Origin of the sequence: Blastococcus sp. LR1 (assembly GCF_020166105.1) — a bacterium.
Taxonomy (GTDB): domain Bacteria; phylum Actinomycetota; class Actinomycetes; order Mycobacteriales; family Geodermatophilaceae; genus Blastococcus.
The window spans coordinates 309267-334651 of sequence record NZ_JAIUJY010000005.1 but is presented as its reverse complement, the minus strand read 5'-3'; the positions used below and the strand labels follow the sequence as shown (position 1 = coordinate 334651).

The window sequence follows — 25385 nt, the reverse complement described above, 5'->3', positions numbered from 1 at the left end:
GGTGCTCAAGGAGCCGTGCTCAGCGCCCGTCGGTGTCGACGACGTCGACCCGCAGGCCCCGTCCGCCGACACCGGTCATCACCTGGCGCAGCGCCTTCGCGGTGCGCCCGCCACGGCCGATGACCTTGCCGAGATCCTCGGGGTGGACCCGGATCTCGAGGGTCTTGCCGCGGCGGTTGGTGAGCAGGTCGACGGTGACGTCGTCGGGGTTGTCGACGATGCCCTTGACCAGGTGCTCGAGCGCTTCTTCGAGCACGTCTTACTCGGCCGGCGTCTCGGCCGGAGCGGCCTCGGCCGCGGGAGCGGTGTCGGCGGCCGGAGCAGCGTCGGCGGCCGGAGCGTCGGCCGGAGCCTCGGCAGCGGCGGCCTTCTTCGGAGCGGCCTTCTTCTTGGCGGTGGTCGCCTCGGTGGTCGGCTCGTCCATGCCTGCGCGGACGGCGGCCTCGTAGAGGGCCTTCTTGTCCGGCTTGGGCTCCTTGACCTTCATCGGCGCGGGAGCGGGCTCGCCCTTGAACTTCTGCCAGTCACCGGAGACCCGGAAGATGGCGGCGACGGCCTCGGTCGGCTGCGCGCCGACACCCAGCCAGTACTGCGCGCGCTCGGAGTCGACCTCGATGAACGAGGGGTCCTCCTTGGGGTGGTACTTGCCGATCGTCTCGATCGAACGACCGTCACGCTTGGTGCGGGCGTCGGCGACGACGATGCGGTAGTACGGCGCGCGCATCTTGCCCAGGCGCATGAGCTTGATCTTGGTGGCCACGGTGTGTGGTGTTCTCCTCGAACGCAGTGTGGTTGCTCGCCGGACGGCGTGTGGGGGTACGCCGGGGCGGAGCGATGGACACGCGCGGGCATGGTGAGAGGGCCGCACCCGACGTGTTCGCCCAGTCATTGTGCCAGAAGAAGCAGAAGGACCTCACTGCCCCCCACGCCTCGCCAGCTCGCCGCGGGCCCCTGCAGCGAGGCCGGACCCGGGCGGGGCCGAGAGCTAGTCGTCGGACCCGACCAGGAAGCCGCCCCAGCCGTCGTAGGTGCCGCCGTGCCGGTTCACGATGGCGACGATCTCGCGGGTGAACGCGGCCGCGGTGGCGTGGTCCACCGCGGTCATCGAGCTGAACTCCAGCCAGACCGTGAGCCACCGCCGGTAGACCCCGTCGACGCGGTAGCCCGCTGCGACCAGCTCCTCCCCCGCCGCCTCCGCCGCCTTCCGGCTGCGGAACCCGGCGAGGTGGTCGATCGGCCGCGGCGCGTGCACCTGGTCGCCGAGCTCCAGGTTGCGCTCGACCACCTGGGCGCTCAGCGCCAACTGCTCCTCGACGCCCCTGGCCATGCGGGTCAGCCGCGGACGGCGGAGAGGACCCGCGCGGCGGCGTCGCCGACCGGGATCTCCTCGCGCTCGCCGGACCGGCGGTCGCGCAGCTCCAGCACGCCGTCGACCAGCCCGCGGCCCACGGTGACGATCGTCGGCATGCCGAGCAGCTCGGCGTCCTTGAACTTCACGCCGGGGCTGACCTTGGGCCGGTCGTCGTAGAGCACGGTCAGGCCGGCGGCCACGAGCTCGGCCGCCAGGGCCTCGGCCGCCTCGAACACGGCGGCGTCCTTGCCGGTGGCGACGAGGTGCACGTCGGCCGGGGCGACCGAGCGCGGCCACACCAGGCCGAGTTCGTCGTGGGTGGACTCGGCGATGGCGGCGACGGCGCGGGAGACGCCGATGCCGTAGGAGCCCATGGTGACCGTGACGAGCTTGCCGTTCTCGTCGAGCACCTTCAGGCCCAGCGCCTCGGCGTACTTGCGGCCGAGCTGGAAGATGTGGCCCATCTCGACACCGCGGGCGAGCTCGAGCGGGCCCGAGCCGTCGGGAGCGGGGTCACCGGCCAGCACCTCGGCGGCCTCGATCACGCCGTCCCAGGTGAAGTCACGGCCGGCGACGAGGTCGAAGACGTGCTTGCCGGGCGCGTTGGCGCCGGTGATCCAGCGGCTGCCCGATACGACGCGGGGGTCGACCAGGTAGCGGATCTTCGATTCGCTCTCGGCGCCGAGCACCTGCGGGCCGATGTAGCCCTTCACCAGGGCCGGGTGCTTGTCGAAGTCGGCGAACGCCTCCACCTCGGCCGGGGAGACCTGCGCCTCCAGCCGCTTCAGATCGACCTCGCGGTCGCCGGGTAGGCCGATGACCAGCGGTTCGCGGCTGCCGTCGGGGTGCACGAGGGTGACGACGACGTTCTTCAGCGTCTGCGCCGCCGTGTAGCCGGCGTCGGGGAAGAGCACGTTCGCGACGGCGACCAGCGTCTCGATGGTCGGGGTGTCGGGGGTGTTCTCGACGTGCGCCTCGGGCAGGCCGTCGAACGGGATCGCCTCGGGAACGACGGTGGAGACGGCCTCGACGTTGGCCGCGTAGCCGCCGGGCGAGCGGACGAAGGTGTCCTCGCCGATCGCGGTCGGGTGCAGGAACTCCTCGCTCTTGGACCCGCCCATCGCGCCGGACATCGCCGACACGATCACGTACTCCAGGCCGAGTCGGTCGAAGATCCGGATGTAGGCGGCGCGATGCGCGGCGTAGCTCTTGTCCAGCCCCGCGTCGTCGACGTCGAAGGAGTAGCTGTCCTTCATCGTGAACTCGCGACCGCGGAACAGCCCGGCCCGGGGCCGCGCCTCGTCCCGGTACTTGGTCTGGATCTGGTAGAGCGAGACCGGCAGGTCCTTGTAGGAGCCGTAGAGGTCCTTCACCAGGAGCGTGAACATCTCCTCGTGCGTGGGGCCGAGCAGGAAGTCGTTGCCGCGACGGTCCTGGAGGCGGAAGAGGTTGGGGCCGTACTCGGTCCACCGGTTCGTCGCCTCGTACGGCTCGCGCGGCAGCAGCGCCGGGAAGTGCACCTCCTGCGCTCCCATCGCGTCCATCTCCTCGCGGACGATGCGCTCGACGTTGCGGAACACGCGGAAGCCCAGCGGCAGCCAGGTGAAGCCACCGGGCGCGGCGCGACGGATGTAGCCACCGCGCGCGAGCAGCCGGTGGCTGGGGACCTCGGCATCGGCCGGGTCGTCGCGCAGGGTGCGCAGGAAAAGGTTCGACATCCGCAGGAGCACGGAGGAAGTCTCCCAGGTACGGGCCACCCGTTATCGGCGGGCCGTCGGATGTCAGCCGATGACGTACTCCCCCGCACCCAGGCGGAACTTCGGGAGGGGAAGCCCTGCCTCGCGGTGGATCGTCATCAGGACGGCGACGACGTGGACCACGAGCTGCCAGGCACCGGCCTCCTCGTCGACGAACGCCTCCGCCAGCCAGTCCGCCCGGACTGTGTACATCTGCACGCCATCCCTCCCCCGGGGGCGAAGCCGGCGTCGAAGCTGTCGAAGCCGCCGCCGATGGCGATCCAGTTGTAGGTCACGACATCGCCGATGCGCTCAGGCCGGCTCGGGCACTCCGCCCGGATCGCCGCCGGGGTCGTCGGGCGAGGCCTCGATCGGCGGGGGCGGCAACGTGTCCGGGGTGTCGGGCAGCAGCTCGCCCGGGTCGTCGGGCGCCGGCTCGTTCGGGTCGATCAACGGATCCGGTTCTGGCAGTGGCTCGACCATGGCAGCAGTCAACCAGCGCGACCTCGTCACTGCACCCCTGGTGAGAGGCCCGGGGTCTGTGTCGGAGGGCCCGCGGTGCGGCTCCCCCTCGCTAGCATCCAGCGACGTCCGAGATGTGTCGCCACCCCCGTCGCGGGGCCGCGTCTGGAAGCGAGGTGCCCGTGAGTCGGGACCGCCATCAGGAGGACGCCCCCTCCGGCCGCCCGCTGCCCCCGCGCCTCGATCCGCGCGCCGGCCTACCGCCGCGATCCCGGGGCGGCGGCACGCCCGCCGGGCCGGCGCCGCCGGCCCGACGAGGCCGCCGGGCCGTGGGCGCCGGCCGCGCGGTCGCCGCCGTGCTGTCAGCGGTGCTGCTCGCCGGCTCCGGCTGGGGCTGGTACCTGGGCCAGGTCGCCGACGCGACGGTCAACCGGACCGACGCCATCCCGAACGAGGGGAACGAAGGCGACGGCGAGGCGATGAACCTGCTGCTGGCGGGCAACGACAGCCGCAGCGACCTGACCGAGGAGCAGCTCGCGGAGCTCAACGCCGGCACCGACTCCGGCGTCAACACCGACACGATGATCCTGGTGCACGTGCCCGCCGACGGATCCGGCGCGTCGTTCGTCTCGTTCCCCCGCGACTCCTACGTGGAGATCCCCGGCCATGGCGAGGACAAGCTCAACGCCGCCTACTCCTACGGCTATCACGGGGTGGAGGACTCGGCGTCGGAGAGCGAGCGCCAGGCCGCCGGGGCCCAGCTCCTGGTCCAGACGATCAGCCGGCTCTCCGGTCTGGAGATCGACCACTACGCCGAGGTCGACCTGCTCGGCTTCTTCAACCTGACCTCGGTCGTGGGCGGGGTCGAGGTGAACCTCTGCGAGGCCGTCGACGACTCGTTCTACTCCGGCGCGGTGTTCCCCGCGGGCAAGCAGACGATCAGCGGGGCCGACGCGCTCAAGTTCGTCCGGCAGCGGCACGGTCTGCCGCGGGTGGACATCGACCGGATCGTCCGCCAGCAGGTCTTCATCGCCGGGGTGCTCCGCAAGATGCTCTCCGACGAGGTGCTGCTCGACCTGGGCAAGCAGCGCGAGCTGGTCCAGGCCGCCGCCGACTCGCTCACCGTCGACGAGAACCTCGACCTGCTCCAGCTGGCCGAGCAGATGCAGTCGGTCACCGCCGAGGCCATCGAGTTCCGGACCATCCCGATCGTCAACCCCGACGGCCGGGACGAGGAAGGCCGCTCGATCGTGGAGCTCGATGACGTCGAGACGCTGCACACCTTCTTCGCGGAGCTGTCGGCCGAGCCCGAGGAATCGGCACCCGAGGGCGGTGCGCCGGAGCCCGCCGACCCGTCCGAGGTCTCCGTGGCGGTGTTCAACGGCTCGGGCATCAGCGGGCTCGCCGCATCGGCGCGCGACGAGCTGGAGACGGGTGGCTTTACCGTCGCCTCCGCCGGCAACGCCGCCTCCTCCGACCTGGAGAGGACCGAGATCCGGCACGCCGCCGGCGACGAGGCACTGGCCGCCGGGCTCGCCGCCGTCGTCCCCGGCGCCGTCGTCACGGTTGCCGACGACGCGACGCCGGGCACCGTGCAGCTCGTCCTGGGCTCGGACTTCAACGGCATCGGACAGGCTCCGGACGCGGAGTCCCCGGCCGCACCGGCGGCCGGGGACGAGGCCCGGACGGCCGCGGACACCGGCTGCATCTACTGAGGCGCTCGGGGCGGAGCAGCGAGAACGTACAGCGGCTGTAGTGAACCGTCAGGCGACGACCCGGCCGCGCAGGATCGTTCGCTGCGGTCGCTGTAGCGCATCGAGGTCCGCACGCGGGTCGGTCTCGTAGACGACGACGTCGGCCTGCGCTCCCTCCTCGATGCCGCGCAGACCCAGCCACTCCCGGGCCTTCCACGAGCCGGCCGCCAGTGCGTCCTCGGCGGGGATGCCCGCCTCGCAGAGCGCGCGGATCTCGTCGCCGATCACGCCGTGGTCGATGCCGCCGCCCGCGTCGGTGCCGGCGAACACCGGCACACCGGCCTCGAACGCGGCCCGCACCACCGCACCGGAGTGCGCGTAGAGCCGCCGCATCGTGCTGGCGTAGGTCGGGAACTTCTTCTCCCCCGCATCGGCGAAGCCCGGGAAGTTCTCCACGTTCACCAACGTCGGGACGACGGCGGTGCCCCGGCGGGCCATCTCGCCGATCAGCTCCTCGGTGAGCCCGGTGCCGTGCTCGATGCAGTCGATGCCGGCCTCGATGAGCGCCGGCAGGGCGTCGGTGCCGAAGGTGTGCGCGGTGACCCGGGCGCCCTCCTCGTGCGCGGCCGTGATCGCCGCGGCCACGACGTCGGCTGGCCACTCGGGCGCCAGGTCGCCGACCGAGCGGTCGATCCAGTCCCCCACGAGCTTCACCCAGCCATCACCTCGGCGGGCCTGGATCCGGGTCTGCTCGACCAGGTCCTCGGGCTCGATCTCGATGCCGAGCCCGGGAATGTACCGGCGGGTGCGCGCGATGTGCCGTCCGGCCCGGATGATCGTCGGCAGGTCGGGCTCGTCGTCCAGCGCCCGGGTGTCCACCGGGGAACCGCAGTCGCGCAGGGCCAGCACCCCGGCGTCCCGCTCGGTGAGCGCCTGCGCCCGGGCCTCGGCGAGGTCCTCGGCGTGACCGCCGCCGCGCAGGATCCCGACGTGGCAGTGTGCGTCCACCAGGCCGGCGATCAGCCAGCCGCCGCGGCTGACCGTCTCCGCGCCGGGCACCGGCTCGAACGTGAACCGCCCGTCGCGCACCCAGACATCACGGTGCTCCCCCTCGGGGAGCACCACACCGGCGAGGTGGAGCGCGGGCGCCGTCATTTGCCCTGGTCGTCCTTGAACTGGTCGAAGTTCAGCTTGCTGAGATCCGGCAGCCCCTGGCCCGGGGGAAGCCCGGGCATCCCGCCGCCGAAGGGGTTGCCGCCACCGGGGAACCCGGCGCCCGGCGGGAGGCCGGGCGCGCCCACGGGGCGCCGGGCGGGACCACCCTTGGCCTTGCCGCCCTTGCCCTTCTTGCCCTTGCCGCGCGCCGCCTGCGCCTGCTGCTGCCGGCCGCGCTGCTTCTTCGACATGGGGCCCATGCCCGGCAGGCCCATGCTGCCGGCCATCTGGCTCATCATCTTCTGGGCCTGCGCGAAGCGCTCCAGCAGCTGGTTGACGTCGGTGACGCTGCGGCCGGAGCCGTTGGCGATGCGCACCCGCCGCGAGGCGTTGATGACCTTGGAGTTGACCCGCTCCTCCGGCGTCATCGACCGGATGATCGCGGTGATCCGGTCGAGCTCGCGGTCGTCGAGCTGCTTGAGCTGTTCCTTCATCTGACCGGCCCCGGGCAGCATGCCGAGCAGGTTGGCGATCGGGCCCATCTTGCGGATGGCGATCATCTGCTCGAGGAAGTCCTCGAGCGTGAAGCCCTCACGGGAGGCGAGCTTGCCGGCCATGCGCTCGGCCTGGTCGGCGTCGAAGGTCTTCTCGGCCTGCTCGATGAGGGTGAGCACGTCGCCCATGCCGAGGATGCGCGAGGCCATCCGCTCGGGGTGGAAGACGTCGAAGTCGGTGAGCTTCTCGCCGGTGGAGGCGAACATGATCGGCTGGCCGGTCACGTGCCGCACCGAGAGCGCGGCACCACCGCGGGCGTCGCCGTCGAGCTTGGTCAGGACGACGCCGGAGAACCCGACACCCTCCTGGAACGCCTGGGCGGTGTTGACCGCGTCCTGGCCGATCATCGCGTCGACGACGAACAGCGTCTCGTCCGGCCGGACGGCGTCACGGATGTCGGCCGCCTGCTGCATCAGCTCGGCGTCGATGCCCAGCCGGCCGGCGGTGTCGACGACGACGACGTCGTGCATGGTGCGGCGGGCGTGCTCGATCGAGTCGCGGGCCACCTGCACCGGATCGCCCACGCCGTTGCCGGGCTCCGGGGTGAACGCGTCGACGCCGGCCTGGCCGGCCACGATCGCGAGCTGGTTGACCGCGTTGGGGCGCTGCAGGTCGGCGGCGACGAGCAGCGGGGTGTGCCCCTGCTCCTTGAGCCACCGGCCGAGCTTCCCGGCGAGCGTCGTCTTACCGGCACCCTGCAGACCGGCCAGCATGATCACCGTCGGCGACTGCTTGGCCAGCCGGATGCGCCGGGTCTCGCCACCGAGGATCCCGATGAGCTCCTCGTTGACGATCTTGATGACCTGCTGCGCCGGGTTCAGCGCCTGCGAGACGTCGGCGCCGCGGGCACGCTCCTTGACGGCGTCGATGAAGGCCCGCACCACCGGCAGCGCGACATCCGCCTCCAGCAGCGCGATGCGGATCTCTCGCGCGGTCGCGTCGATGTCGGCGTCGGAGAGCCGACCCTTGCCCCGCAGGCCGGTGAAGACCTTGTCGAGGCGGTCGGAGAGGGTCTCGAACACAGCACGTCCTCAGCAGTCACGGGCGCGGGCTCGCCGCGCCACCTGTCCCCCAGCGTATCCAGGGAGCCGCGGGACCGTTCAGGCCGCGCGCGCCGCGGCGGCGGCCGGCAGCACAGCGGCGTCGCCGGTCACGATCGCCGTCCCGCAGTCGGCGCAGGCCCACTCCGGGCACTCCGCGCCGCCCTCGGTGTGGCCGTCGACGCAGGGCGGCTGCACGAACTCCGTGTCGTCCCCGCAGGTGGGGCAGGGCCACTGGCTGACGCTCACGCGGCGCTCCTCTCGGCAGTCGGGACCAGTTCGTCCCGATCGACTCCGACGCTCGCACGGACCTCCGACAGAACGGCGGAGGTCAGGAGGCCGTGTCGGCCCCCACCGCCACCGCGCCCCCGCCGCGGGTGGCCGCCGCCAGGGCGGAGTCCACCCGTTCGCGCTGCACCGGGTCGACCGGGGAGCCGGAGGGGTTGCACACGTAGAAGCAGTCGACCGCGTCGCCGCCGAGGGTCTCGATGCGGGCGCCGGTCACGTCCAGCCCCTCCCCCGCGATCGCCGCCGTCAGCCGGTAGAGCAGGCCGGCCCGGTCGCCCGCCCGCACCTCCACGATGCCGGTGGCCAGCCCGCTCACCTCGGCGTTGTGCCACGAGATCCGAGGCGGTGCGGCCCGGCCGTCCTGGCGGTAGTCGGCCTCCCGCTGCCGCAGTCGCTCGGCCAGCGGCAGCGTGCCGTCCAGCGCGGCGCGCATGCCGTCGGCGAGGATCTCGGGCACCGGCGCCCGGCCGAAGCGGGGCCGCACCGCGAAGACCCCGGTGCCGTAGCCGTCCACCACGGTCATGTTCGCCGCTCGGACGTCGAGCTGGTTGAGCGCCAGCACGCCCGCGCAGGTGCTGAGCAGCCCCGGCCGGTCGGGTGCGCCGATCGTCACCTGCTGCCCGTCGGCGACGTCCTCGATGCCCACGGTGACCGCACCGCTGGCGCCCGCCACCTGCGCGGTGAACTGCGGCTCCGTCGGGTGCAGCACCGGCTCGGGCTCCTCGACGACGGTGCCCCCGATCTCCCCCTGCACCCGCGCGACGAGCGCCGCCACCAGGTGCGCCTTCCAGGGCGACCAGGCCGATGCGCTCGTGGCGGCGCCGTCGGCCTGGGCCACCGCGTGCAGGAGCTGCAGCACCGAGGCGTCCCGGCCGATGGTGTCGGCGACCCGCTCGATGGTCGCCGGGTCGTCGATGTCGCGCCGGGTGGCGGTGGCCGGCAGCAGGAGGTGGTGGCGCACGAGGGTCCCCAGCACGGCGACGTCGGGCGGCGAGAACCCCATGCGCGTCGCGATCTCGGCGGCCACCGGCTCACCGACCACGCTGTGGTCGCCGGGATAGCCCTTCCCGATGTCGTGCAGCAGCGACCCGACGAGGAGCAGATCGGGACGGTCGACGTCGCGGGTGAGCTCGCTGGCCGCGGCGGCGGCCTCCACGAGGTGCCGGTCGACGGTGAAGCGGTGCCAGGGGTGGCGCTGCGGCAGCGAGCGCACGCGGTCCCACTCCGGCAGCATCCGCGAGAGCAGCCCCTCCTGGTCCAGCTGCTCCAGTACCCGGACGGCCGACCGGCCGCTGGCCAGGATCCGGAGGAACGACCAGCGGGCCTCCGGAGGCCAGGGCTCGGGAAGCGGCGGGCTGTGCACCGCGAGCACCTTGAGCGTGTACGGCGAGAGCAGCAGGTCGGCCCGGGCCGCCGCGGCGGCGGCGCGCAGCACCAGGCCCGGGTCGGCGGCCGGCCGCGCGTCGCGGGCGAGCACCACCTCGTCGCCCTGCCGGACGACGCCCTCGGCCAGCGGCTCCCGCCGGACCCTGCGGTACCGACCCCGGGGACGCCGCACGAGCGCAGCCTCGGTCCGGCGCCACGTCTCGTCGGCGATGAAGGCCAGCCGTCGCCCGGCGAGGCTCACCTCGCGCAGCAGGACGTCCTCGTCGGCCAGCCCGAGCGCGTCGGCGACGGCGCGTTGCTCCTGCCGGACCAGGACGTCGCCGGCCCGCCCGCTGCGGGCACGCAGCTCGTCCCGGACGTCGAGCAGGAAGGCGTAGGCCTGCTCGGCCTCCGCGCTCGGCTCGTCGGCCACCTGCGCGGCGGCCGCCGCACGCAGCACCTGCCCCTCGCGCAGGCCGCCGTAGGCCTCCTTGAGGTCGGGCTCCAGCAGGAAGGCCAGCTCGCCGAGCCGGGAGGCGCGCTCCTGACGGAGGTCGCGCAGCTGCGGCAGGAGCCGCGACGCGTGCTGCCGCCAGCTGGCCAGCGTCGCGGTGCGCAGCCGGGCGGCGAGCTCGGCGTCGCCGGCGACCAGCCGGGCGTCGAGGAGGCCGAGGCCCGCCTTGGCGTCGGTCGAGGCGACGGTGACCGCCTCGGCGACCGAGCGGACGGAGTGGTCCAGGCGCTGACCGGCATCCCAGACGGGGTACCAGAGCGCGTCGGCGATCGCCGCGATCTCCGGTCGGCCCTCGTGCACGAGCACCAGGTCGAGGTCGCCGTACGGCGGCAGCTCCCGGCGGCCGAGGCTCCCGACCGCCACGAGCGCGAGCCCGTCGGTCCCGGTCCTCGGGGGCGGACTCCCGCGGCGCGGCTTCGGCGGAGGCGTGCCGCCGACCGCCTCGGCGAGCAGTCCCGCCAGCCAGGCGTCCAGCGTCGCGACCCGCTCGGCACGGCTCATCCGCGGCAGCGCCTCGGTGTCCAGCACGACTCCCCCTCGAAGTGGTCCAACGTGGATGGGTGGGACGTCGCCAGAAACGAGGACACCGGCCGAGGAGCGGGTGATCCGCTCCCCGGCCGGCGTGCTCAGTTGCTCGTCCGGCTGGTGTTACAGAGCGTCGTCGCCGCGCTCCCCGGTACGGACGCGGACGATCTCGTCGATCGTCGTCACCCACACCTTCCCGTCACCGATCTGGCCGGTGGAGGCCGCCTCGACGACCGCGTCGACCACACGGGCGGCGTCGACCTCGCCGACGACCACCTCGATGCGCACCTTGGGGACGAAGTCCACCTGGTACTCCGCACCGCGGTAGACCTCGGTGTGGCCGCGCTGACGGCCGAAGCCCTGGACCTCGCTCACGGTCAGGCCGGCGATGCCGATCAGCTCGAGGGCGTTCTTGACGTCGTCGAGCTTGAACGGCTTGACGATCGCGGTGACGAGCTTCATGCCTTCATCCCTTCCGTGCTCCGGGCCTCGGCACGCGCCTGGCCGGCCAGTGGTGCGGTGGACCCGCTGCTGCCGAGCGAGGCGAAGTCGTAGCCCGACTCCGCGTGCACGACGTTGTCGATGCCGGTGATCTCGTCCTCCTCGTCGATCCGGAAGCCCATCGTCTTCTGGATGACGATGCCGATGACCAGCGTAAGGAAGAAGGAGAAACCGAGAACCGCCAGCGCACCGAGGACCTGCTTCCAGAGCTGGTCGACGCTGCCGCCGAAGAACAGGCTCTCCACGCCGGCCGGGGCGTCGGGGTCGGCCACGAAGCCGATGGCGATGGTGCCCCAGAGCCCACCGACGAGGTGGACGCCGACGACGTCGAGCGAGTCGTCGTAGCCCAGCTTGTACTTCAGGCCCACGGCCAGGGCGCAGAGCGCACCGGCGACGGCGCCGACGACGATCGCGCCGACCGGCGAGACCGCGGAACAGGCCGGGGTGATGGCGACCAGACCGGCGACGACACCGGAGGCGGCGCCCAGCGAGGTCGAGTGACCGTCGCGCAGCTTCTCCACCAGCAGCCAGCCCAGCGTGGCCGCGGCGGTCGCGACGAGGGTGTTGACCCAGGCCACCGCCGCGGTGTTGTTGGCCGCGAGGGCGGAGCCGGCGTTGAAGCCGAACCAGCCGAACCACAGCAGCCCGGCGCCGATCATGACCAGCGGCAGGTTGTGCGGGCGCATCGCCTCGCGGCCGAAGCCGCGACGCTTCCCGAGCACCAGGGCGAGGGCCAGGCCCGCGGCACCGGCGTTGATGTGCACCGCGGTGCCACCGGCGAAGTCGATCGCCTCGAGGTTGTTCGCGATCCAGCCGCCGACGTGCTCGTCGAGGCTGAAGTCGAAGACCCAGTGCGCGACCGGGAAGTAGACGACGGTCGCCCAGACGCCGGCGAACACCATCCACGCGCCGAACTTGGCGCGGTCGGCGATGGCACCGGAGATCAGCGCGACGGTGATGATGGCGAAGACGGCCTGGAAGCCGACGAACGCCATGACGGGCAGCCCACCCTCCTCGCCGGTGGTGTCCTCCATCAGGCCCTTGAGGCCGAAGTACTGGGTCGGGTCGCCGAGCAGTCCGGCCCCGAGGTCGTCGCCGAAGGCGATCGAGTAGCCGTAGAGCACCCAGAGCACGCTGATCAGCGCCAGCGCCCCGAAGCTCATCATCATCATGTTCAGCACGCTCTTGGCGCGGACCATGCCGCCGTAGAAGAGCGCGAGGCCGGGGGTCATCAGCAGCACGAGCGCCGCGCTGGTGAGGATCCAGGCGGTGTCGCCGGTGTTCACCACGGCTACCTCCTGAGGTGTTCGGGGCCGCGGCGCGACCCGTGTCGAGTGGCGTTCACCGTGCCGGGACGGTGTTTCCACCGACGACCGCGCCAGGTTTCGGTCCGGTGAACTCCGCTGCGCGTGTCCCGCCGCTTCGTTGCGGGAGTGTTGCGCCGGGGGGCGGACGGCCTCCCGCCCGACCCAGTTGCGAACGATGTGCAATAAGGTCGACGCCGTGCACGTCCCAGATGGATTCCTCGATCCGGCCACTTCTCTCGCCACCGGCGCGCTCGCCGCGGGCACCGTCGCCCTGGCGCTGCGCAAGGCGCGCGCCGAGCTCGACGACCGCACCGCGCCCCTCGCCGGGCTGACGGCGGCCTTCGTCTTCGCCGGGCAGATGCTCAACTTCCCGATCGCGGCGGGCACCAGCGGGCACCTGATCGGTGCCGTCCTCACCGCCGTCCTGGTCGGACCGTGGACCGCGGTGCTGTGCATGACCGCGGTCCTGCTCGTGCAGGCCGTGCTCTTCGCCGACGGCGGCATCACCGCGCTGGGCACCAACGTGACCCTGATGGGCCTGGTGGCGGTCGTCGTCGGTTACGGCGTGTTCCGCGGGCTGAGCGCGGTGCTGCCCCGCACCCGCACCGGGGTGCTGGCCGCGACCGGCGTCGCCGCCTTCCTCTCGGTGCCAGCCTCCGCGCTCGCCTTCGTGGGGCTGTTCGCCCTCGGCGCCACCGTCGACGTACCGATGGGCGCGGTCGTCTCCGCGATGACCGGCGTCCACCTGCTCATCGGCATCGGCGAGGCGGCCATCACCGTCGCGGTCGTCGGCGCGGTGCTGGCCGTCCGGCCCGACCTCGTGCACGGCGCCCGCGGACTGCGCACCAGCGCCCTGCTCGAGGACCGTCGTCCCGCCGCTGCCGGAGCGACCCGATGACCCGCCGGGGCCGCACCCTCTGGATCGTCGGCGTCGCCGTCGCCCTGCTCGTCGCCGGGTTCGTGAGCTGGTACGCCAGCGGCTCCCCCGACGGCCTCGAGTGGGCCGCCGAGGAGGCCGGCTTCGCGCACACCGCCGAGGACAGCGCCGTGGCGGGGTCGCCGTTCGCCGACTACCTCTGGAACGGCGAGGAGAACCGGCTGTCGGCCGGGGCCGCCGGCGTCGTGGGCGTGCTGCTGACCCTCGCCCTCGCCGGCGGCGTCACCTGGCTGCTGCGCCGCCGCGGCACCACCACCACCGGCCAGAACTGACGTGGGAGCGGGCCACGGGGGTGCCCTCACGGCCCGCTACCTCCCCGGCAGCACCGTCGTCCACCGCCTGGAGCCGCATCCCAAGCTCGTCGCGGTGCTCGCCTTCGCGCTGGTCGTCGTCAGCACGCCGGTGCACGCACCGTGGGCGCCGGCCGCCTACGCCGGCTACCTGCTCGCGGTCCTCGGCGCGGCCGCGCTGGCCGGGGTGGGCCCAGGCCGGCTGGTGCGGGGGCTGGTCGTCGAGGTGCCGTTCGTGGCGTTCGCCCTGCTGCTGCCCTTCGTCGCGCGCGGGCCGCGGGTGGAGGTCCTCGGGCTCTCCCTGTCCGAGAGCGGCCTCGCCGCCGGCGGAGGCCTGCTGGCCAAGGCCACGCTGTCGATCCTCGCCGCCACCGTGCTCGCCGCCACGACCGAGCCGCGGGCACTGCTGCGCGGGCTCCAGCGGCTGCGGCTGCCGCAGCTGCTGGTCCAGATCCTGATGTTCATGATCCGGTACGCCGACGTCGTCGGCTCCGAGCTGCACCGGATGCGGGTGGCCCGGGAGTCGCGCGGCTTCACCGGTGGCGGACTGCGCGGCCTGCGCGTTCTGGCCGCCACCGCCGGCGCGCTGTTCGTCCGCTCCTACGAGCGCGGCGAGCGGGTCCACCTGGCCATGCTGAGCCGCGGCTACACCGGCACCCTGCCCGCCGGCCCGGCTGCCGCGGTCGACGCGCGCGGCTGGGCGGTGGCGCTGGCCCTCCCCGCGGCGGCGGCCTGCGTCCTGCTGACCGGGACGCTGGCCGGGTGACCGCTCCCCCGCCGTCGCTGCTGGTCGAGGACCTCGCCTTCGCCTATCCCGACGGTCACCAGGCCCTGTTCGGCGTCGACCTGCGCATCGAGAAGGGCGAGCGGGTCGCGCTGCTCGGCCCCAACGGCGCGGGCAAGACGACGCTGGTGCTGCACCTCAACGGCATCCTGCGCGGCGGCCGCGGCCGGGTGAGCGTCGCGGGGCTGGACGTGACGAAGCGGTCGCTCCCCGAGATCCGCCGCCGGGTCGGCGTGGTGTTCCAGGATCCCGACGACCAGCTGTTCATGCCGACCGTCGGCGAGGACGTCGCCTTCGGCCCGCGCAATCTCGGGCTGTCCGAGGACGAGGTGGCCGCCCGGGTCACCACAGCGCTGGACCAGGTGGGCATGTCCGGCGCCGCCGACCGACCGCCGCACCACCTGTCGTTCGGCCAGCGACGCAGGATCGCCGTCGCCACGGTCCTCGCCATGCGGCCGGAGATCATCGTGCTCGACGAGCCGTCGTCCAACCTCGATCCGGCCGGCCGGCGGGAGCTCGCGGAGGTCCTCGACGCCCTGCCGGTGACGCTGCTGATGGTCACCCACGACCTGCCGTACGCCGCGCAGCTGTGCGCGCGCTCGGTGATCCTCGACGACGGCGTGGTGGTCGGCGACGGCGCCACGCACGAGGTCCTCGCGGACGCCCCGCTGCTCGCCGCCCACCGCCTGGAACTGCCCTACGGCTTCTCCCCGCGACCGGCCGGCTGACGCCGGCGCGAGGCGGCAGCGCCCCCGAAGCCCTGCCGCCTCCCGGCCCTGCAGTCCTCGCGGGCGCCGGACCGCCCCGCCGTGGTCAGGGGCGGGAGCGGCGTCCCAGGAATACCGCGCACCGTCCTCCGCGAGAACCTCGCCGTCCGGGGATTGCGGTAACTTGCGCCGATCGCGGGGGGTTGCGGAACACGGGAGTCGCATGTCCAGCACGACGGCGGACCAGCACGGGGGCCGCAAGCCGGTCGACGACCCGTTCGTCCGCCAGATCACCTGGCTGGTCAACGCCCACGGCGGCCGGGACCAGCTGTCCAGGACGTCGGGCAACCGGGTCAGTCCCCGGACCTTGGACAACTGGTGCAAGGGGCGGTACCCGCGCAACGCCGTCACGGGCGCCGTGCGCGAGCTCGACGCCTGGGCGCTGGAGAACTCCCCCGGCTATCCGGAGGCCGCCGGGGCCCCGCGACTGGTCGAGACCTGCGGGCCCGTCCTCGCCGCACTCGTCCACGCCGGGTTCCGGGACGACGAACCCCCGTCCGCCGAGCCCGCCTCGGACCCGGCCGCTCCCCAGGTGGCTCCGGCTCGGCCCTGGTGGCGACGGCGGTGGGTGGCGGCGGCCGCGGCGCTGCTCGTCGTGGTCGCCGGCGGCGCCATCGCCCTCCTGCTGCGCGAGGACGCCCCCGAGCCCCTCCCCCCGCTGCCCAGCACCGGCGACGGCGAGCTCCGGCCCGAGACCACCGGCAGCCTCGGAGCCCACACGTTCACCGATCCGCGGACGCTGCAGGGGCAGGGGCAGCCGGTCCCGCCCGACACCACCGTCGAGGTGCGCTGCCGGTACTACGCGCCCAGCATCCCGAGCGTCATGCCCGACGGCTTCTGGTACCTCATCGAGTCCGACGAGTGGGCCGGGCGCTGGTCACCGGCGAACTCGTTCATGAACGGCGACGTCAAGGGCGGCCCCTACGTGCACAACACCGACTTCGACGTGCCGGTCTGCCGCTAGGCCTCGCCGACGAGCGCCTCGGCGAACGCGCGCGGCTCGAACGGCGCGAGGTCGTCGGCGCCCTCACCCAGCCCGACGAGCTTCACCGGGATGCCCAGCTCCTGCTGCACCCGGACGACGATGCCGCCCTTCGCCGTGCCGTCGAGCTTGGTGAGCACGACTCCGGTGACGGTGACGGCCTCGGTGAACACCCGCGCCTGGACGACGCCGTTCTGCCCGGTCGTCGCGTCGAGCACCAGCAGCACCTCGGTGACCGGCGACTGCTTCTCCACGACCCGCTTGACCTTGCCCAGCTCGTCCATGAGGCCCGACTTGGTGTGCAGCCGGCCCGCGGTGTCGACGACGACCGTGTCGACCTCCGCCTCCACGCCGGTGCGCACCGCCTCGAAGGCGACCGCAGCCGGGTCGCCACCCTCGCGGCCCCGCACGGTGAGGACGCCGACGCGCTCGCCCCAGGTCTCCAGCTGGTCGGCGGCGGCCGCACGGAAGGTGTCGGCCGCGCCGAGGACCACGCTCCTGCCGTCGCCGACGAGGACGCGGGCGAGCTTGCCGACCGTCGTCGTCTTGCCGGCGCCGTTCACGCCGACCACCAGCACCACGCCGGGCTTCCCCTCGTGCCGGTCGGTGCCGAGCGTCCGGTCCAGGTCGGGGCCGAGGACGGCGGTGAGCTCGGTGACCAGGAGCTCGCGCAGGTCGGCGCCGGACGCCGTGGCCAGCACCATCGACTGGGTGCGCAGCCGCTCGACGATCTGCGTGGTCGCCGCGATGCCGACGTCCGCGGCCAGGAGGGTCTCCTCGACCTCTTCCCAGTCGTCCTCGGTGAGCTTCTCCCGGGCGAGCACGGTGAGCAGGCCGCGGCCGAGCGAGGACTGCGAGCGGGCCAGCCGCGAACGCAGCCGCACCAACCGGCCGGCCGAGGGCAGCGGGGTGTCGAAGACCAGGCCGGGCTCGGGCCGGGCCGGGGGCAGCTCGACGGTCTCCGGCGGGAGGCCGAGGCCGGAGGCGGTCGACCCGGACGGGACGGGCGGCGCCGGGGGCTCCGCCGGGCGCGGCCGGGTGAGCGTGGTGCCGGCCGCGTCGTCGTCGTCCAGCCGCATCGTCCGCCGTCCGCGGCCGACGAGGAGGCCCACTCCGGCGATCAGCGCGACGACCAGGATCGCGATCGCGATCAGCACGAATTCCATGTCCGGCAGTCTCCCAGCCCGGCGCTCGCGGGGACGCGAGACCCGGCTGACAGACCCATGCGCCACTCTGTGGGCATGCCGCATCCCGACTCGTCCGCCCCGGCCCTCCTGCTCGGACCGCTGCTGCGGCACGTCGACCCGGTCTCCGCCACGATCTGGGTGGAGGTCGACCGGCCCTGCGAGGTGGCCGTCCTCGACCGCCGGGCCCGCAGCTTCTCGGTGGCCGGGCACCACTACGCCCTCGTCGTCGTGGAGGACCTGGAGCCGGGCAGCGCGACCCCCTACGAGGTGCACCTGGACGGCGTCCGGGTGTGGCCGCCGGAGGACTCCGCGTTCCCGCCCAGCCGGATCCGCACCCCCGGCCGCCCCGGCCCCTTCCGGCTGGCCTTCGGCTCCTGCCGCTACGCCAGCCCCCGCACGGTCGAGGAATCCGAAGGCATCCCGCCGGACGCGCTGGACCTCTACGCCGAACGCATCGTCGCGCAACCCCAGGACCAGTGGCCCGACGCCCTCGTCCTGCTCGGCGACCAGGTGTACGCCGACGAGCTCACCGAGCACACCAAGTCGCTGCTGCACCGCCGTCGCGACGCCCGGACCGAGCGCCGGTCCCTGGACGACCAGGTCGCGGACTTCGAGGAGTACACCCGCCTCTACTACGAGTCGTGGACCGACCCGCAGGTGCGGTGGCTGCTGTCGACGATCCCGTCCTCGATGATCTTCGACGACCACGAGATGATCGACGACTGGAACACCTCGGCGGCGTGGCGGTCGACGGTCTCCCGCGAGCCCTGGTGGCACGGGCGGATCACCGGGGGCCTGGTCAGCTACTGGGTCTACCAGCACCTGGGGAACCTCAGCCCGCGCGAGCTGGCGGAGGACGGGACCTGGCAGGCGATCCAGGGGCTGAGTGCGGACGACCCCACCCGCGACGCCGAGCCGATGCTGCGCGCCATGGCCGAGCTGGCCGACGCCGAGCCGGCGACCATCCGGTGGAGCTTCGTGCGGCACTGGGGCGACGCGCGGCTGATCATGGTCGACAGCCGGGCCGGCCGGGTGCTGGAGGAGTCGCACCGCCGGATGCTGGACGAGGACGAGTTCGCCTGGGTCGAGACCGAGATGCGCCGCGCCGTGGACGAGGGCGTGGAGCACCTGATCGTCGGCACCTCGCTGCCCTGGCTGCTGCCCCACGCGATCCACAACCTGGAGCGGTGGAACGAGACCCTCAACGTCCGCCACCACGGCAGGCTCCGTGGGCGCCTGGCCGAGAAGATCCGGCAGGGCGCCGACCTGGAGCACTGGGCGGCGTTCGGGCACTCCTTCGAGCGGCTGGGGCGGGCGCTGACCTCGGTCGCCCGCGGCGAGCACGGCCGCGCACCGGCCACCGCGCTGGTGCTCTCCGGCGACGTCCACCACGCCTACGCCGCCGAGCTGGTGCGCCCGGGCGGGCTCGAGGCCCGGGTGCACCAGCTCACCGTCTCGCCGCTGCACAACCAGGCACCGCACCCCATCCGCGTCGGCTTCCGGATCGGCTGGAGTGGGGCGGCGCGTCGGTGGACCGAGCGCCTGGCCCGGCTGGTGAAGGCCGAGCCCACCGCCCTCGAGTGGGACAAGCGGGCCGGCCCCTTCTTCGGCAACCAGATCGGCGAGCTGGTGCTGAGCGGCCGGGAGGCCCGCTTCCTGCTCTCGGTGTCGGAGCAGGGCGACGAGCACCTCCGGCAGGTTCTCGACGAGCCGCTGTCCGACGCCTGAGAGGGTGGAGAGGTGACGAAGCCGGCCCCGGGTCCCGACCAGCCACCGATCCCCGTGCGGCTGGTCACCTTCAACACCCACCACGGCGTGGGCGACGACGACCGGCACGACCTGCCCCGGCTGGCCAAGCTGCTGGCATCGGTGGACGCCGATGTCATCTGCCTGCAGGAGGTCGACCGGCGGTTCGGCGCGCGCAGCGAGGACGTCGACCAGGCCGTGCTGCTCTCCCGGGCCCTCGACATGCAGCTGGCCTGGGGTCCGGCGATCGACGGGGGGAACGACGACCGCCGACCGGACGACGAGCCGCACCGGCAGTACGGCAACGCGCTGCTCTCCCGGCTGCCGATCCTGATCAGCGACGTGCACCGGCTGCCCGGCGGCGGCGAGCCGCGCAGCGCGCTGCGGACCATGGTCGAGCTGGACGGCGGGGCGTTGTGGATCACCGCCACCCACCTGACCACGCGGTCCGCGGAGGAGCGCGCCGCCCAGGTATCGGCCCTGACCGACCTGCACACCGAGCCGATGGACACCGGCGTCCTCGTCGGCGACTTCAACACCGAGCCCGACGCCCCCGAGCTCGACGCGCTGCGGCAGCGGTTCACCGACGCCTGGAAGCTGGCGCGCGCCCGCGACGACCAGGCGGGCTGGAAGTTCTGGCAGACCGAGTCCGGCAACACCCACCCGGCGCGCTCGCCGCACCGGCGGATCGACCAGGTGTGGGTCTCCTCCGGGGTCGCGGTCGCCGGTGCCTACGTGCTGGACGCCGAGGGGGCGTCGGACCACCTGCCGCTCGTCGTGGACCTCGAGGTCCGCAGCGGCGTCTGACCGACGGGAGGGGCATGGACGTCCTGCGACGGGAGTCCGGCGCCCGGCGGTCGAGCCGGTGGTGGGACCGCTGGCAGTGGTTCGCCGTGTTGACGGCGGCCGTGGTCTGCCTGGCCCTCGGCGGGACGGCGCTGGCCGACCAGCTGCGGAGCCGGCCGGACAGCGGCGAGGTCGTCGGCTGCCGCACGGAACGGCCGGTCGACCGCCTGCCGGGGGCAGTCACGACGTGCGAGGTCGCGACGGCGGACGGCGTGGTCGAGCTGCAGACCGCGCGGCGCCACCCGGCGGGCACCGAGCTGGCTCTGCGCCGCACCTCGAGCTCGATGTTCGACCCCGACCACAACGAGGACGAGCTGTGGTGGCTCCCGGTGGGAGCGCTGCTCGTGCTCGCCGCCTGGTGGGCCGGCCTGCCGCCCCGCACCGACCTCGGATACGGCCGGCACGCCGTTCCCCGTGCGCCAGGCCGCCGGCCGGGGCTCAGGCGGTCTCGAGCTCGCGGAGCCGCTGGCTGATCACGCCGGTGATGCCGTCGCCGCGCATGCTCACGCCGTAGAGGGCGTCGGCGATCTCCATCGTCCGCTTCTGGTGCGTGATGATGATCAGCTGAGAGGTCGAGCGCAGCTGCTCGACCAGCACCAGCAGCCGGCCCAGGTTCACGTCGTCCAGCGCCGCCTCGACCTCGTCGAGCACGTAGAACGGCGAGGGCCGGGCACGGAAGATCGCGACGAGCATCGCCACGGCGGTCAGCGAGCGCTCGCCGCCGGACAGCAGCGACAGCCGCTTGACCTTCTTCCCCGGCGGCCGCGCCTCGACCTCGACGCCGGTGGTCAGCATGCTGTCGGGCTCGGTGAGCACCAGCCGGCCGGAGCCGCCCGGGAAGAGCGTGGCGAAGACCTGCTCGAACTCCCGGGCGACGTCGGCGAACGCGGCGGCGAAGACGTCGTGGATCCGGTCGTCGACCTCGCGGACGACGGTCATCAGGTCCTTGCGGGTGTTCTTCAGGTCCTCCAGCTGGGTGGCGAGGAAGGTGTGCCGCTCCTCCAGCGCCGCGAACTCCTCCAGCGCCAGCGGGTTGACCTTGCCGAGGGTGGCGAGGTCGCGCTCGGCGCGGGCGACCCGTCGCTCCTGGACGGCGCGGTCGTAGGGCTCGGGGTCGGGCACGGGCTCCCCCGCCGTCTCCGCCGCGGCCACCTGCTGGGGCGGAGGCGGCACCGGCGCCGCCGGCCCGTACTCACCGATCAGCGTGGGCAGGTCGACCCCGAACTCCTCGGCGGCCCGGCCCTCCAGCGACTCGATCCGGAGGCGCTGCTCGGTGCGCGCCACCTCGTCGCGGTGCACCTCGTCGGTGAGCCGGTCGAGCTCCGCGGTCGCCGCACGGACCCTGCTGCGGATCTCGAGCAGCTCGGCCTCGAAGCCGCTGCGCGCCGTCGCCAGCGCGTCCCGTTCGGCGGCCGCGCGAGCGAGCGAGACCTGGAGCGCGGCGAGCGCGGCATCGGCGTCGGTGCGGACGACGGCGGCCACCGCGGCACCGCGCTGACGGGCCTCCCGGGCGGCAGCGGCCCGCTCCCGCGCGGCCCGCTCCTGCCGGGCCTGCCGACGGAGGGACTCGGCCCGGCCCTGCAGCGCCCGTGCCCGCTCCTCGGCGGTGCGGACCGCCAGGCGCGCCTCGGTCTCGGCCTGTCGGGCGGCGGCGACCTCGGCACGCAGCCGGTCGCGCTCCTCCGTGGGCGGCTCCTCCTCGACCGGTGCGGCCTCGGCGTCGGCCAGCTGCGCCTCGAGGCGGGTCTGGGCCTCCTGCGCCTGCTCGAGCGCCTGCTCGGCCCGCACCCGGGCGGCCAGCGAGCGCTCGGCCTCCGACGCCGCGGACCGGGCCGCGGCGCCGAGCTCGGCCAGCGCGGCGGCCTCGGCGGAGCGGGTGCGGTCGGCGGCCTGACGAGCGGCGAGCGCCTCGTCGACGTCGGCCGACCGCGCCTGGGCCTCCTGTCGGGCGACGGTGAGCTGCTCCGCGAGCTCGGCGGCCCGGGCGATCGCGGCGGTCAGCTCCGCGCCGGCCTCCTCCACGCGGGCCCGCAGCTCCAGGTTCGAGGGGGCGTCGACCTGGCCGCCGACGGCCCAGTCCGCACCGAGCAACGCGCCGGCGGCCGTGACCGCGCGGACCCGGGGGTGGGTGCGCACCAGCGCGACGGCGGCGTCGAGATCGGCGACCAGCGCCACCCGCTCCAGCGCCCGGGCGAGGGCAGGACGCAGCGGTTCCGGCGCCTGCAAGGCGTCCAGCGCCCACCGGGCGCCCGCGGGGAGCTCCGGCCAGCCGTCCCGCGGCACCGGCGGCAGACCACCGGTCACGAGCAGCCCGGCGCGACCGCCGTCGGTGCGGGTCAGGTGCTCCAGCGCGGCCGCGGCCTCGGCCACCCCGGTGACGACGACGGCGTCGGCCATCCCGCCCAGCGCGGCGGCGACGGCCACCTCGTCGCCGGTCGCGACGGTGAGCTGCTCGGTGACCGGGCCGACGACGCCGGCCAGTCCGGATCCGAGCACCGCGGCCGCGCCGTCGGCGGGGGTGAGCCCCAGGGCGAGGGCGTCCCGGCGGGCCTGCCAGGAAGCGCGGTCGCGCTCGGCGGCGCGTTCGGCCTCCGTCAGCTCGGTCACCCGGCGGGCGAGGGCGGCGTGCGCGGCGAGCGCGTCCTCGTGCGCGGCCACCAGCGCGAGGTCGGTGTCCTCCAGCTCGGCCACCGAGCCGCGCCGGTCGGCGAGCTTGTCGGCGGCGACCTCCGCGCGGTCCGCGGCCTCGCTCGCGGCGAGGGTGAGCCGGTCGATCTCCGCCTGTCCGGCGCCGACCCGGGACCGGGCGGCGGCGACCTGACCGGAGAGCCGGGCGAGCCCTTCCCGGCGGTCGGCGAGCGCGCGTGCGGCGGCGACCCAGGCCTTCTCGGCGGCGGTCAGCGCGGTCTCCAGCTCTGCCCGCCCGGCGACGACCGCGGCGAGCCGCTCCCGCTCGGCAGCCAGCCCGGCGGCGAGTTCGGCCTCGGTGGCGGCCACCCGGTCGGCCTCGGCGTCGAGCTGGTCGGGATCCCGTCCGGCGGCTGCGGCCGGTGCCGCCGCGGAGAGGTGCCGGTGTCGTTCGGCGGCCAGCTGGGCGACGCTGCGGAAGCGCTCGCCCAGGGCGGAGAGCCGGTACCAGGTGTCCGACGCCGTCTGCAGCTGCGGCGCCCCTGCGGCCAGCTCGCGCTCCAGCTCCGACTCCCGCTTGCCGACGACGGAGAGCTCCCGCTCGACGGTGCTGCGGCGCTCGCGGGCCGCCGTCTCGTCGGCGACGTCCCGGTTCAGCGCGTCGCGCAGCTGCACGAGATCGTCGGCGAGCAGTCGCAGCCGCGCGTCGCGCAGATCGGCCTGCACACCGGCGGCACGGCGCGCGACCTCGGCCTGGCGGCCCAGCGGCTTGAGCTGGCGGCGGAGCTCGGCGGTGAGGTCGGCCAGCCGGTCGAGGTTGGCCTGCATCCCGTCGAGCTTGCGGAGCGCCTTCTCCTTGCGCTTGCGGTGCTTGAGGACGCCGGCGGCCTCCTCGATGAAGGCGCGGCGATCCTCCGGGCGGCCGGAGAGAACGGCGTCGAGCTGCCCCTGGCCGACGATGACGTGCATCTCGCGGCCGATGCCGGAGTCGCTGAGCAGCTCCTGGACGTCGAGCAGACGCACCTTGTCGCCGTTGATCTCGTACTCGCTCTCACCGGAGCGGTACATGCGGCGGGTGATCGACACCTCGGTGTACTCGATCGGCAGCGCGCCGTCGGTGTTGTCGATCGTGAGCGTCACCTCGGCCCGGCCGAGGGCGGGGCGGCCGGCGGTGCCGGCGAAGATGACGTCCTCCATCTTGCCGCCGCGCAGGCTCTTCGCGCCCTGCTCTCCGAGGACCCAGGAGATGGCGTCGACGACGTTGGACTTGCCCGACCCGTTGGGACCGACGACGGCGGTGATGCCGGGCTCCAGCCGGAGCGTCGTCGCGGACGCGAAGGACTTGAAGCCCTTGAGCGTCAGGCTGGAGAGGTGCACAGAGGAACCTTAACCGCCGGTAACGACGACAGGCGGCCACTGTAACGGCCTCGCCGTAGGGGACCGCACCGAGCGGAGCGAGGGGTGGGGGGCGGCGAGGTCCTTCTTCAGGCGAGCGCGGGCTCGGCGGCGTCGCCGGTCATCGAGAGCAGCTCGTGGGCGATCGCGGCGTCACGCTGGGCGCGGAGCTCCTCGAGCTCCTGCTCGAGCCGGCGGACCTTGGTTCGCAGGAACGCGTTCTCCTCGACCACTCGGAGTTCCGCGGAGGTGACGACGTGACCGAAGAGGGCCTTGGCCATGGCTGTAACGGCCTTTCAGACAGCGGGAGGGTGCGACCGGCGCCCCGATGAACGGTCGGCGCGGTCTGGTTCTCCCAGGGTGACAGCCCCGGACACGCAGGTCAACGGCGGCGCAACGGGCCTCCCGGAACGGGGTGGTGTCGCGTTCGTCACGTTCCCGCACCAGGGTCAGGCCTTGCGCCGGGCCCTCGGTCGCGGCTGGCACGTCGGGCAGCTGTAGCTCGACCGGTTCATGAACGCCTCGCGCCGGATCGGGGTCCCGCAGCGGGGACACGGCCGGTCCGCCTGCCCGTAGACGGCGAGGAACCGGGAGAAGTACCCGCTCTGGCCGTTGACGTCCACGTAGAGGGAGTCGAAGGACGTCCCACCCTGTGCCAGCGCCTCCCCCAGGACGTCGCGGATGCCGTCGAGCAGCTCGCCGACCTGCGCGTTGGTCAGCTTGTCGGTGGGCCGGGCGCCGTGGAGGCGGGCCCGCCACAGCGACTCGTCGGCGTAGATGTTCCCGACGCCACCGATGAGCGTCTGGTCCAGCAGCGCCCGCTTGACCTCGGTGCGACGACGGCGGAGCGCCGCCGCGAAGGCCGCGGTGTCGAACGACGGATCCAACGGGTCGATGGCGATGTGCGCCAGGCGCGGCGGGATGCCGTCCCCGGTGCTCTCCTCGACCGCCAGTCCGCCGAAGGTGCGCTGGTCGACGAAGCGCAGCTCCCGCCCGCCGTCGGCGAAGGTGAACCGGGCCCGCAGATGCGTCTCGTCCGGCGCCGACGGCTTCTCCACGAGCAGCTGGCCGCTCATGCCCAGGTGCCCGACCAGCGCCCGGTCGGAGGGGGTGCCGTCCGGCTCCGCCAGCGGCAGCCACAGGTACTTTCCGCGCCGGTGCGCGGCGGTGAACGTGCGGCCGGTGAGCGTCTGCACGAAGTGGTCGACGCCCTCGAGGTGCCGGCGGACGGCTCGCGGGTGGTGCACCTCGACGGCCGTCACGGTCCGCCCGGTGACCCACTGGTCCAGCCCGCGGCGGACCACCTCGACCTCGGGGAGTTCAGGCATGG

At 73.8% G+C, this 25385-nt stretch carries 25 protein-coding genes; 9 read left to right on the top strand and 16 right to left on the bottom strand.

Annotated features, from left to right (window positions below):
* Positions 1–19: 19 nt before the first annotated feature.
* From LBW97_RS16545 to LBW97_RS16520, 6 genes are all read right to left on the bottom strand, one after another.
* Positions 20–256 (bottom strand): RNA-binding protein, encoded by a 237-nt coding sequence (locus LBW97_RS16545; protein ID WP_104524997.1) that lies wholly within the window; start codon positions 254–256, stop codon positions 20–22.
* 3 nt (positions 257–259) lie between these two features.
* Entirely contained in the window at positions 260–760 is a 501-nt protein-coding gene (gene rpsP, locus LBW97_RS16540) for a 30S ribosomal protein S16 (protein WP_224500449.1), read from the bottom strand.
* Between the two features lie 225 nt (positions 761–985).
* Entirely contained in the window at positions 986–1327 is a 342-nt protein-coding gene (locus LBW97_RS16535) for a ribonuclease E inhibitor RraB (RefSeq protein ID WP_224500448.1), read from the bottom strand.
* Between the two features lie 5 nt (positions 1328–1332).
* Entirely contained in the window at positions 1333–3081 is a 1749-nt protein-coding gene (locus tag LBW97_RS16530; protein WP_224500447.1) for a proline--tRNA ligase, read from the bottom strand.
* Between the two features lie 51 nt (positions 3082–3132).
* Positions 3133–3306, bottom strand: a complete 174-nt coding sequence (locus LBW97_RS16525; RefSeq protein WP_224500446.1) for a hypothetical protein — start codon at positions 3304–3306, stop codon at positions 3133–3135.
* Between the two features lie 93 nt (positions 3307–3399).
* Positions 3400–3570, bottom strand: a complete 171-nt coding sequence (locus tag LBW97_RS16520; RefSeq protein WP_224500445.1) for a hypothetical protein — start codon at positions 3568–3570, stop codon at positions 3400–3402.
* 308 nt (positions 3571–3878) lie between these two features.
* On the opposite strand from LBW97_RS16520, the gene LBW97_RS16515 reads away from it, so the two are divergent.
* Complete coding sequence (locus LBW97_RS16515) at positions 3879–5264, top strand: LCP family protein (RefSeq protein ID WP_224500444.1); 1386 nt, start codon at positions 3879–3881, stop codon at positions 5262–5264.
* 48 nt (positions 5265–5312) lie between these two features.
* On the opposite strand, the gene LBW97_RS16510 is transcribed toward LBW97_RS16515, so the two are convergent.
* The 6 genes from LBW97_RS16510 to LBW97_RS16485 form a co-directional block, all read right to left on the bottom strand.
* Entirely contained in the window at positions 5313–6398 is a 1086-nt protein-coding gene (locus tag LBW97_RS16510) for an amidohydrolase family protein (RefSeq protein ID WP_224500443.1), read from the bottom strand.
* Entirely contained in the window at positions 6395–7975 is a 1581-nt protein-coding gene (gene ffh, locus LBW97_RS16505; RefSeq protein WP_224500442.1) for a signal recognition particle protein, read from the bottom strand. Before ffh ends, LBW97_RS16510 begins: the two co-directional genes overlap by 4 nt.
* 78 nt (positions 7976–8053) lie before the next feature.
* Positions 8054–8242 carry a hypothetical protein gene (locus LBW97_RS16500; protein WP_224500441.1) on the bottom strand — a complete coding sequence of 63 codons (189 nt, stop codon included), beginning with the start codon at positions 8240–8242 and terminating at the stop codon, positions 8054–8056.
* A gap of 82 nt (positions 8243–8324) precedes the next feature.
* Positions 8325–10688: a [protein-PII] uridylyltransferase gene (locus tag LBW97_RS16495; protein ID WP_224500440.1), complete on the bottom strand. Its 2364-nt coding sequence runs from the start codon at positions 10686–10688 to the stop codon at positions 8325–8327.
* A 120-nt stretch (positions 10689–10808) separates the two neighbouring features.
* Positions 10809–11147 (bottom strand): P-II family nitrogen regulator, encoded by a 339-nt coding sequence (locus tag LBW97_RS16490; protein ID WP_224500439.1) that lies wholly within the window; start codon positions 11145–11147, stop codon positions 10809–10811.
* Positions 11144–12475, bottom strand: a complete 1332-nt coding sequence (locus tag LBW97_RS16485) for an ammonium transporter (protein WP_224500438.1) — start codon at positions 12473–12475, stop codon at positions 11144–11146. Before LBW97_RS16485 ends, LBW97_RS16490 begins: the two co-directional genes overlap by 4 nt.
* Before the next feature lie 214 nt (positions 12476–12689).
* On the opposite strand from LBW97_RS16485, the gene LBW97_RS16480 reads away from it, so the two are divergent.
* From LBW97_RS16480 to LBW97_RS16460, 5 genes are all read left to right on the top strand, one after another.
* Positions 12690–13391, top strand: coding sequence for an energy-coupling factor ABC transporter permease (locus tag LBW97_RS16480; RefSeq protein ID WP_224500437.1), 702 nt, complete (start codon positions 12690–12692; stop codon positions 13389–13391).
* On the top strand, positions 13388–13702 hold the full coding sequence (locus LBW97_RS16475) for a PDGLE domain-containing protein (protein ID WP_224500436.1): 315 nt from the start codon (positions 13388–13390) through the stop codon (positions 13700–13702). The genes LBW97_RS16480 and LBW97_RS16475 overlap by 4 nt, the downstream gene beginning before the upstream one ends.
* 1 nt (position 13703) lies before the next feature.
* Positions 13704–14486, top strand: coding sequence for a cobalt ECF transporter T component CbiQ (gene cbiQ / locus LBW97_RS16470; RefSeq protein ID WP_224500435.1), 783 nt, complete (start codon positions 13704–13706; stop codon positions 14484–14486).
* Positions 14483–15232 carry an energy-coupling factor ABC transporter ATP-binding protein gene (locus LBW97_RS16465; protein WP_224500434.1) on the top strand — a complete coding sequence of 250 codons (750 nt, stop codon included), beginning with the start codon at positions 14483–14485 and terminating at the stop codon, positions 15230–15232. Before cbiQ ends, LBW97_RS16465 begins: the two co-directional genes overlap by 4 nt.
* A 202-nt stretch (positions 15233–15434) precedes the next feature.
* Complete coding sequence (locus tag LBW97_RS16460) at positions 15435–16235, top strand: hypothetical protein (RefSeq protein WP_224500433.1); 801 nt, start codon at positions 15435–15437, stop codon at positions 16233–16235.
* On the opposite strand, the gene ftsY is transcribed toward LBW97_RS16460, so the two are convergent.
* Positions 16232–17419 (bottom strand): signal recognition particle-docking protein FtsY, encoded by a 1188-nt coding sequence (gene ftsY / locus LBW97_RS16455; RefSeq protein WP_224500432.1) that lies wholly within the window; start codon positions 17417–17419, stop codon positions 16232–16234. The two genes, LBW97_RS16460 and ftsY, sit on opposite strands and share 4 nt — an antisense overlap.
* 75 nt (positions 17420–17494) lie before the next feature.
* Here ftsY and LBW97_RS16450 point away from each other — a divergent pair, with 75 nt between their 5' ends.
* From LBW97_RS16450 to LBW97_RS16440, 3 genes are read left to right on the top strand one after another with little or no spacing between them, the layout of a single operon-like run.
* Positions 17495–19168 (top strand): alkaline phosphatase D family protein, encoded by a 1674-nt coding sequence (locus tag LBW97_RS16450; protein WP_224500431.1) that lies wholly within the window; start codon positions 17495–17497, stop codon positions 19166–19168.
* 12 nt (positions 19169–19180) lie between these two features.
* Complete coding sequence (locus LBW97_RS16445) at positions 19181–19993, top strand: endonuclease/exonuclease/phosphatase family protein (protein ID WP_224500430.1); 813 nt, start codon at positions 19181–19183, stop codon at positions 19991–19993.
* A 14-nt stretch (positions 19994–20007) separates the two neighbouring features.
* Complete coding sequence (locus tag LBW97_RS16440; protein ID WP_224500429.1) at positions 20008–20505, top strand: hypothetical protein; 498 nt, start codon at positions 20008–20010, stop codon at positions 20503–20505.
* Here LBW97_RS16440 and smc read toward each other — a convergent pair.
* The 3 genes from smc to mutM form a co-directional block, all read right to left on the bottom strand.
* On the bottom strand, positions 20471–24037 hold the full coding sequence (gene smc / locus LBW97_RS16435) for a chromosome segregation protein SMC (RefSeq protein ID WP_224500428.1): 3567 nt from the start codon (positions 24035–24037) through the stop codon (positions 20471–20473). The genes LBW97_RS16440 and smc overlap by 35 nt on opposite strands.
* Before the next feature lie 107 nt (positions 24038–24144).
* A complete protein-coding gene (locus tag LBW97_RS16430; protein ID WP_224500427.1) occupies positions 24145–24336 on the bottom strand; it encodes a hypothetical protein in 192 nt (63 codons plus the stop codon).
* Between the two features lie 168 nt (positions 24337–24504).
* Entirely contained in the window at positions 24505–25383 is an 879-nt protein-coding gene (gene mutM, locus LBW97_RS16425) for a bifunctional DNA-formamidopyrimidine glycosylase/DNA-(apurinic or apyrimidinic site) lyase (protein WP_224500426.1), read from the bottom strand.
* Positions 25384–25385 lie beyond the last annotated feature (2 nt).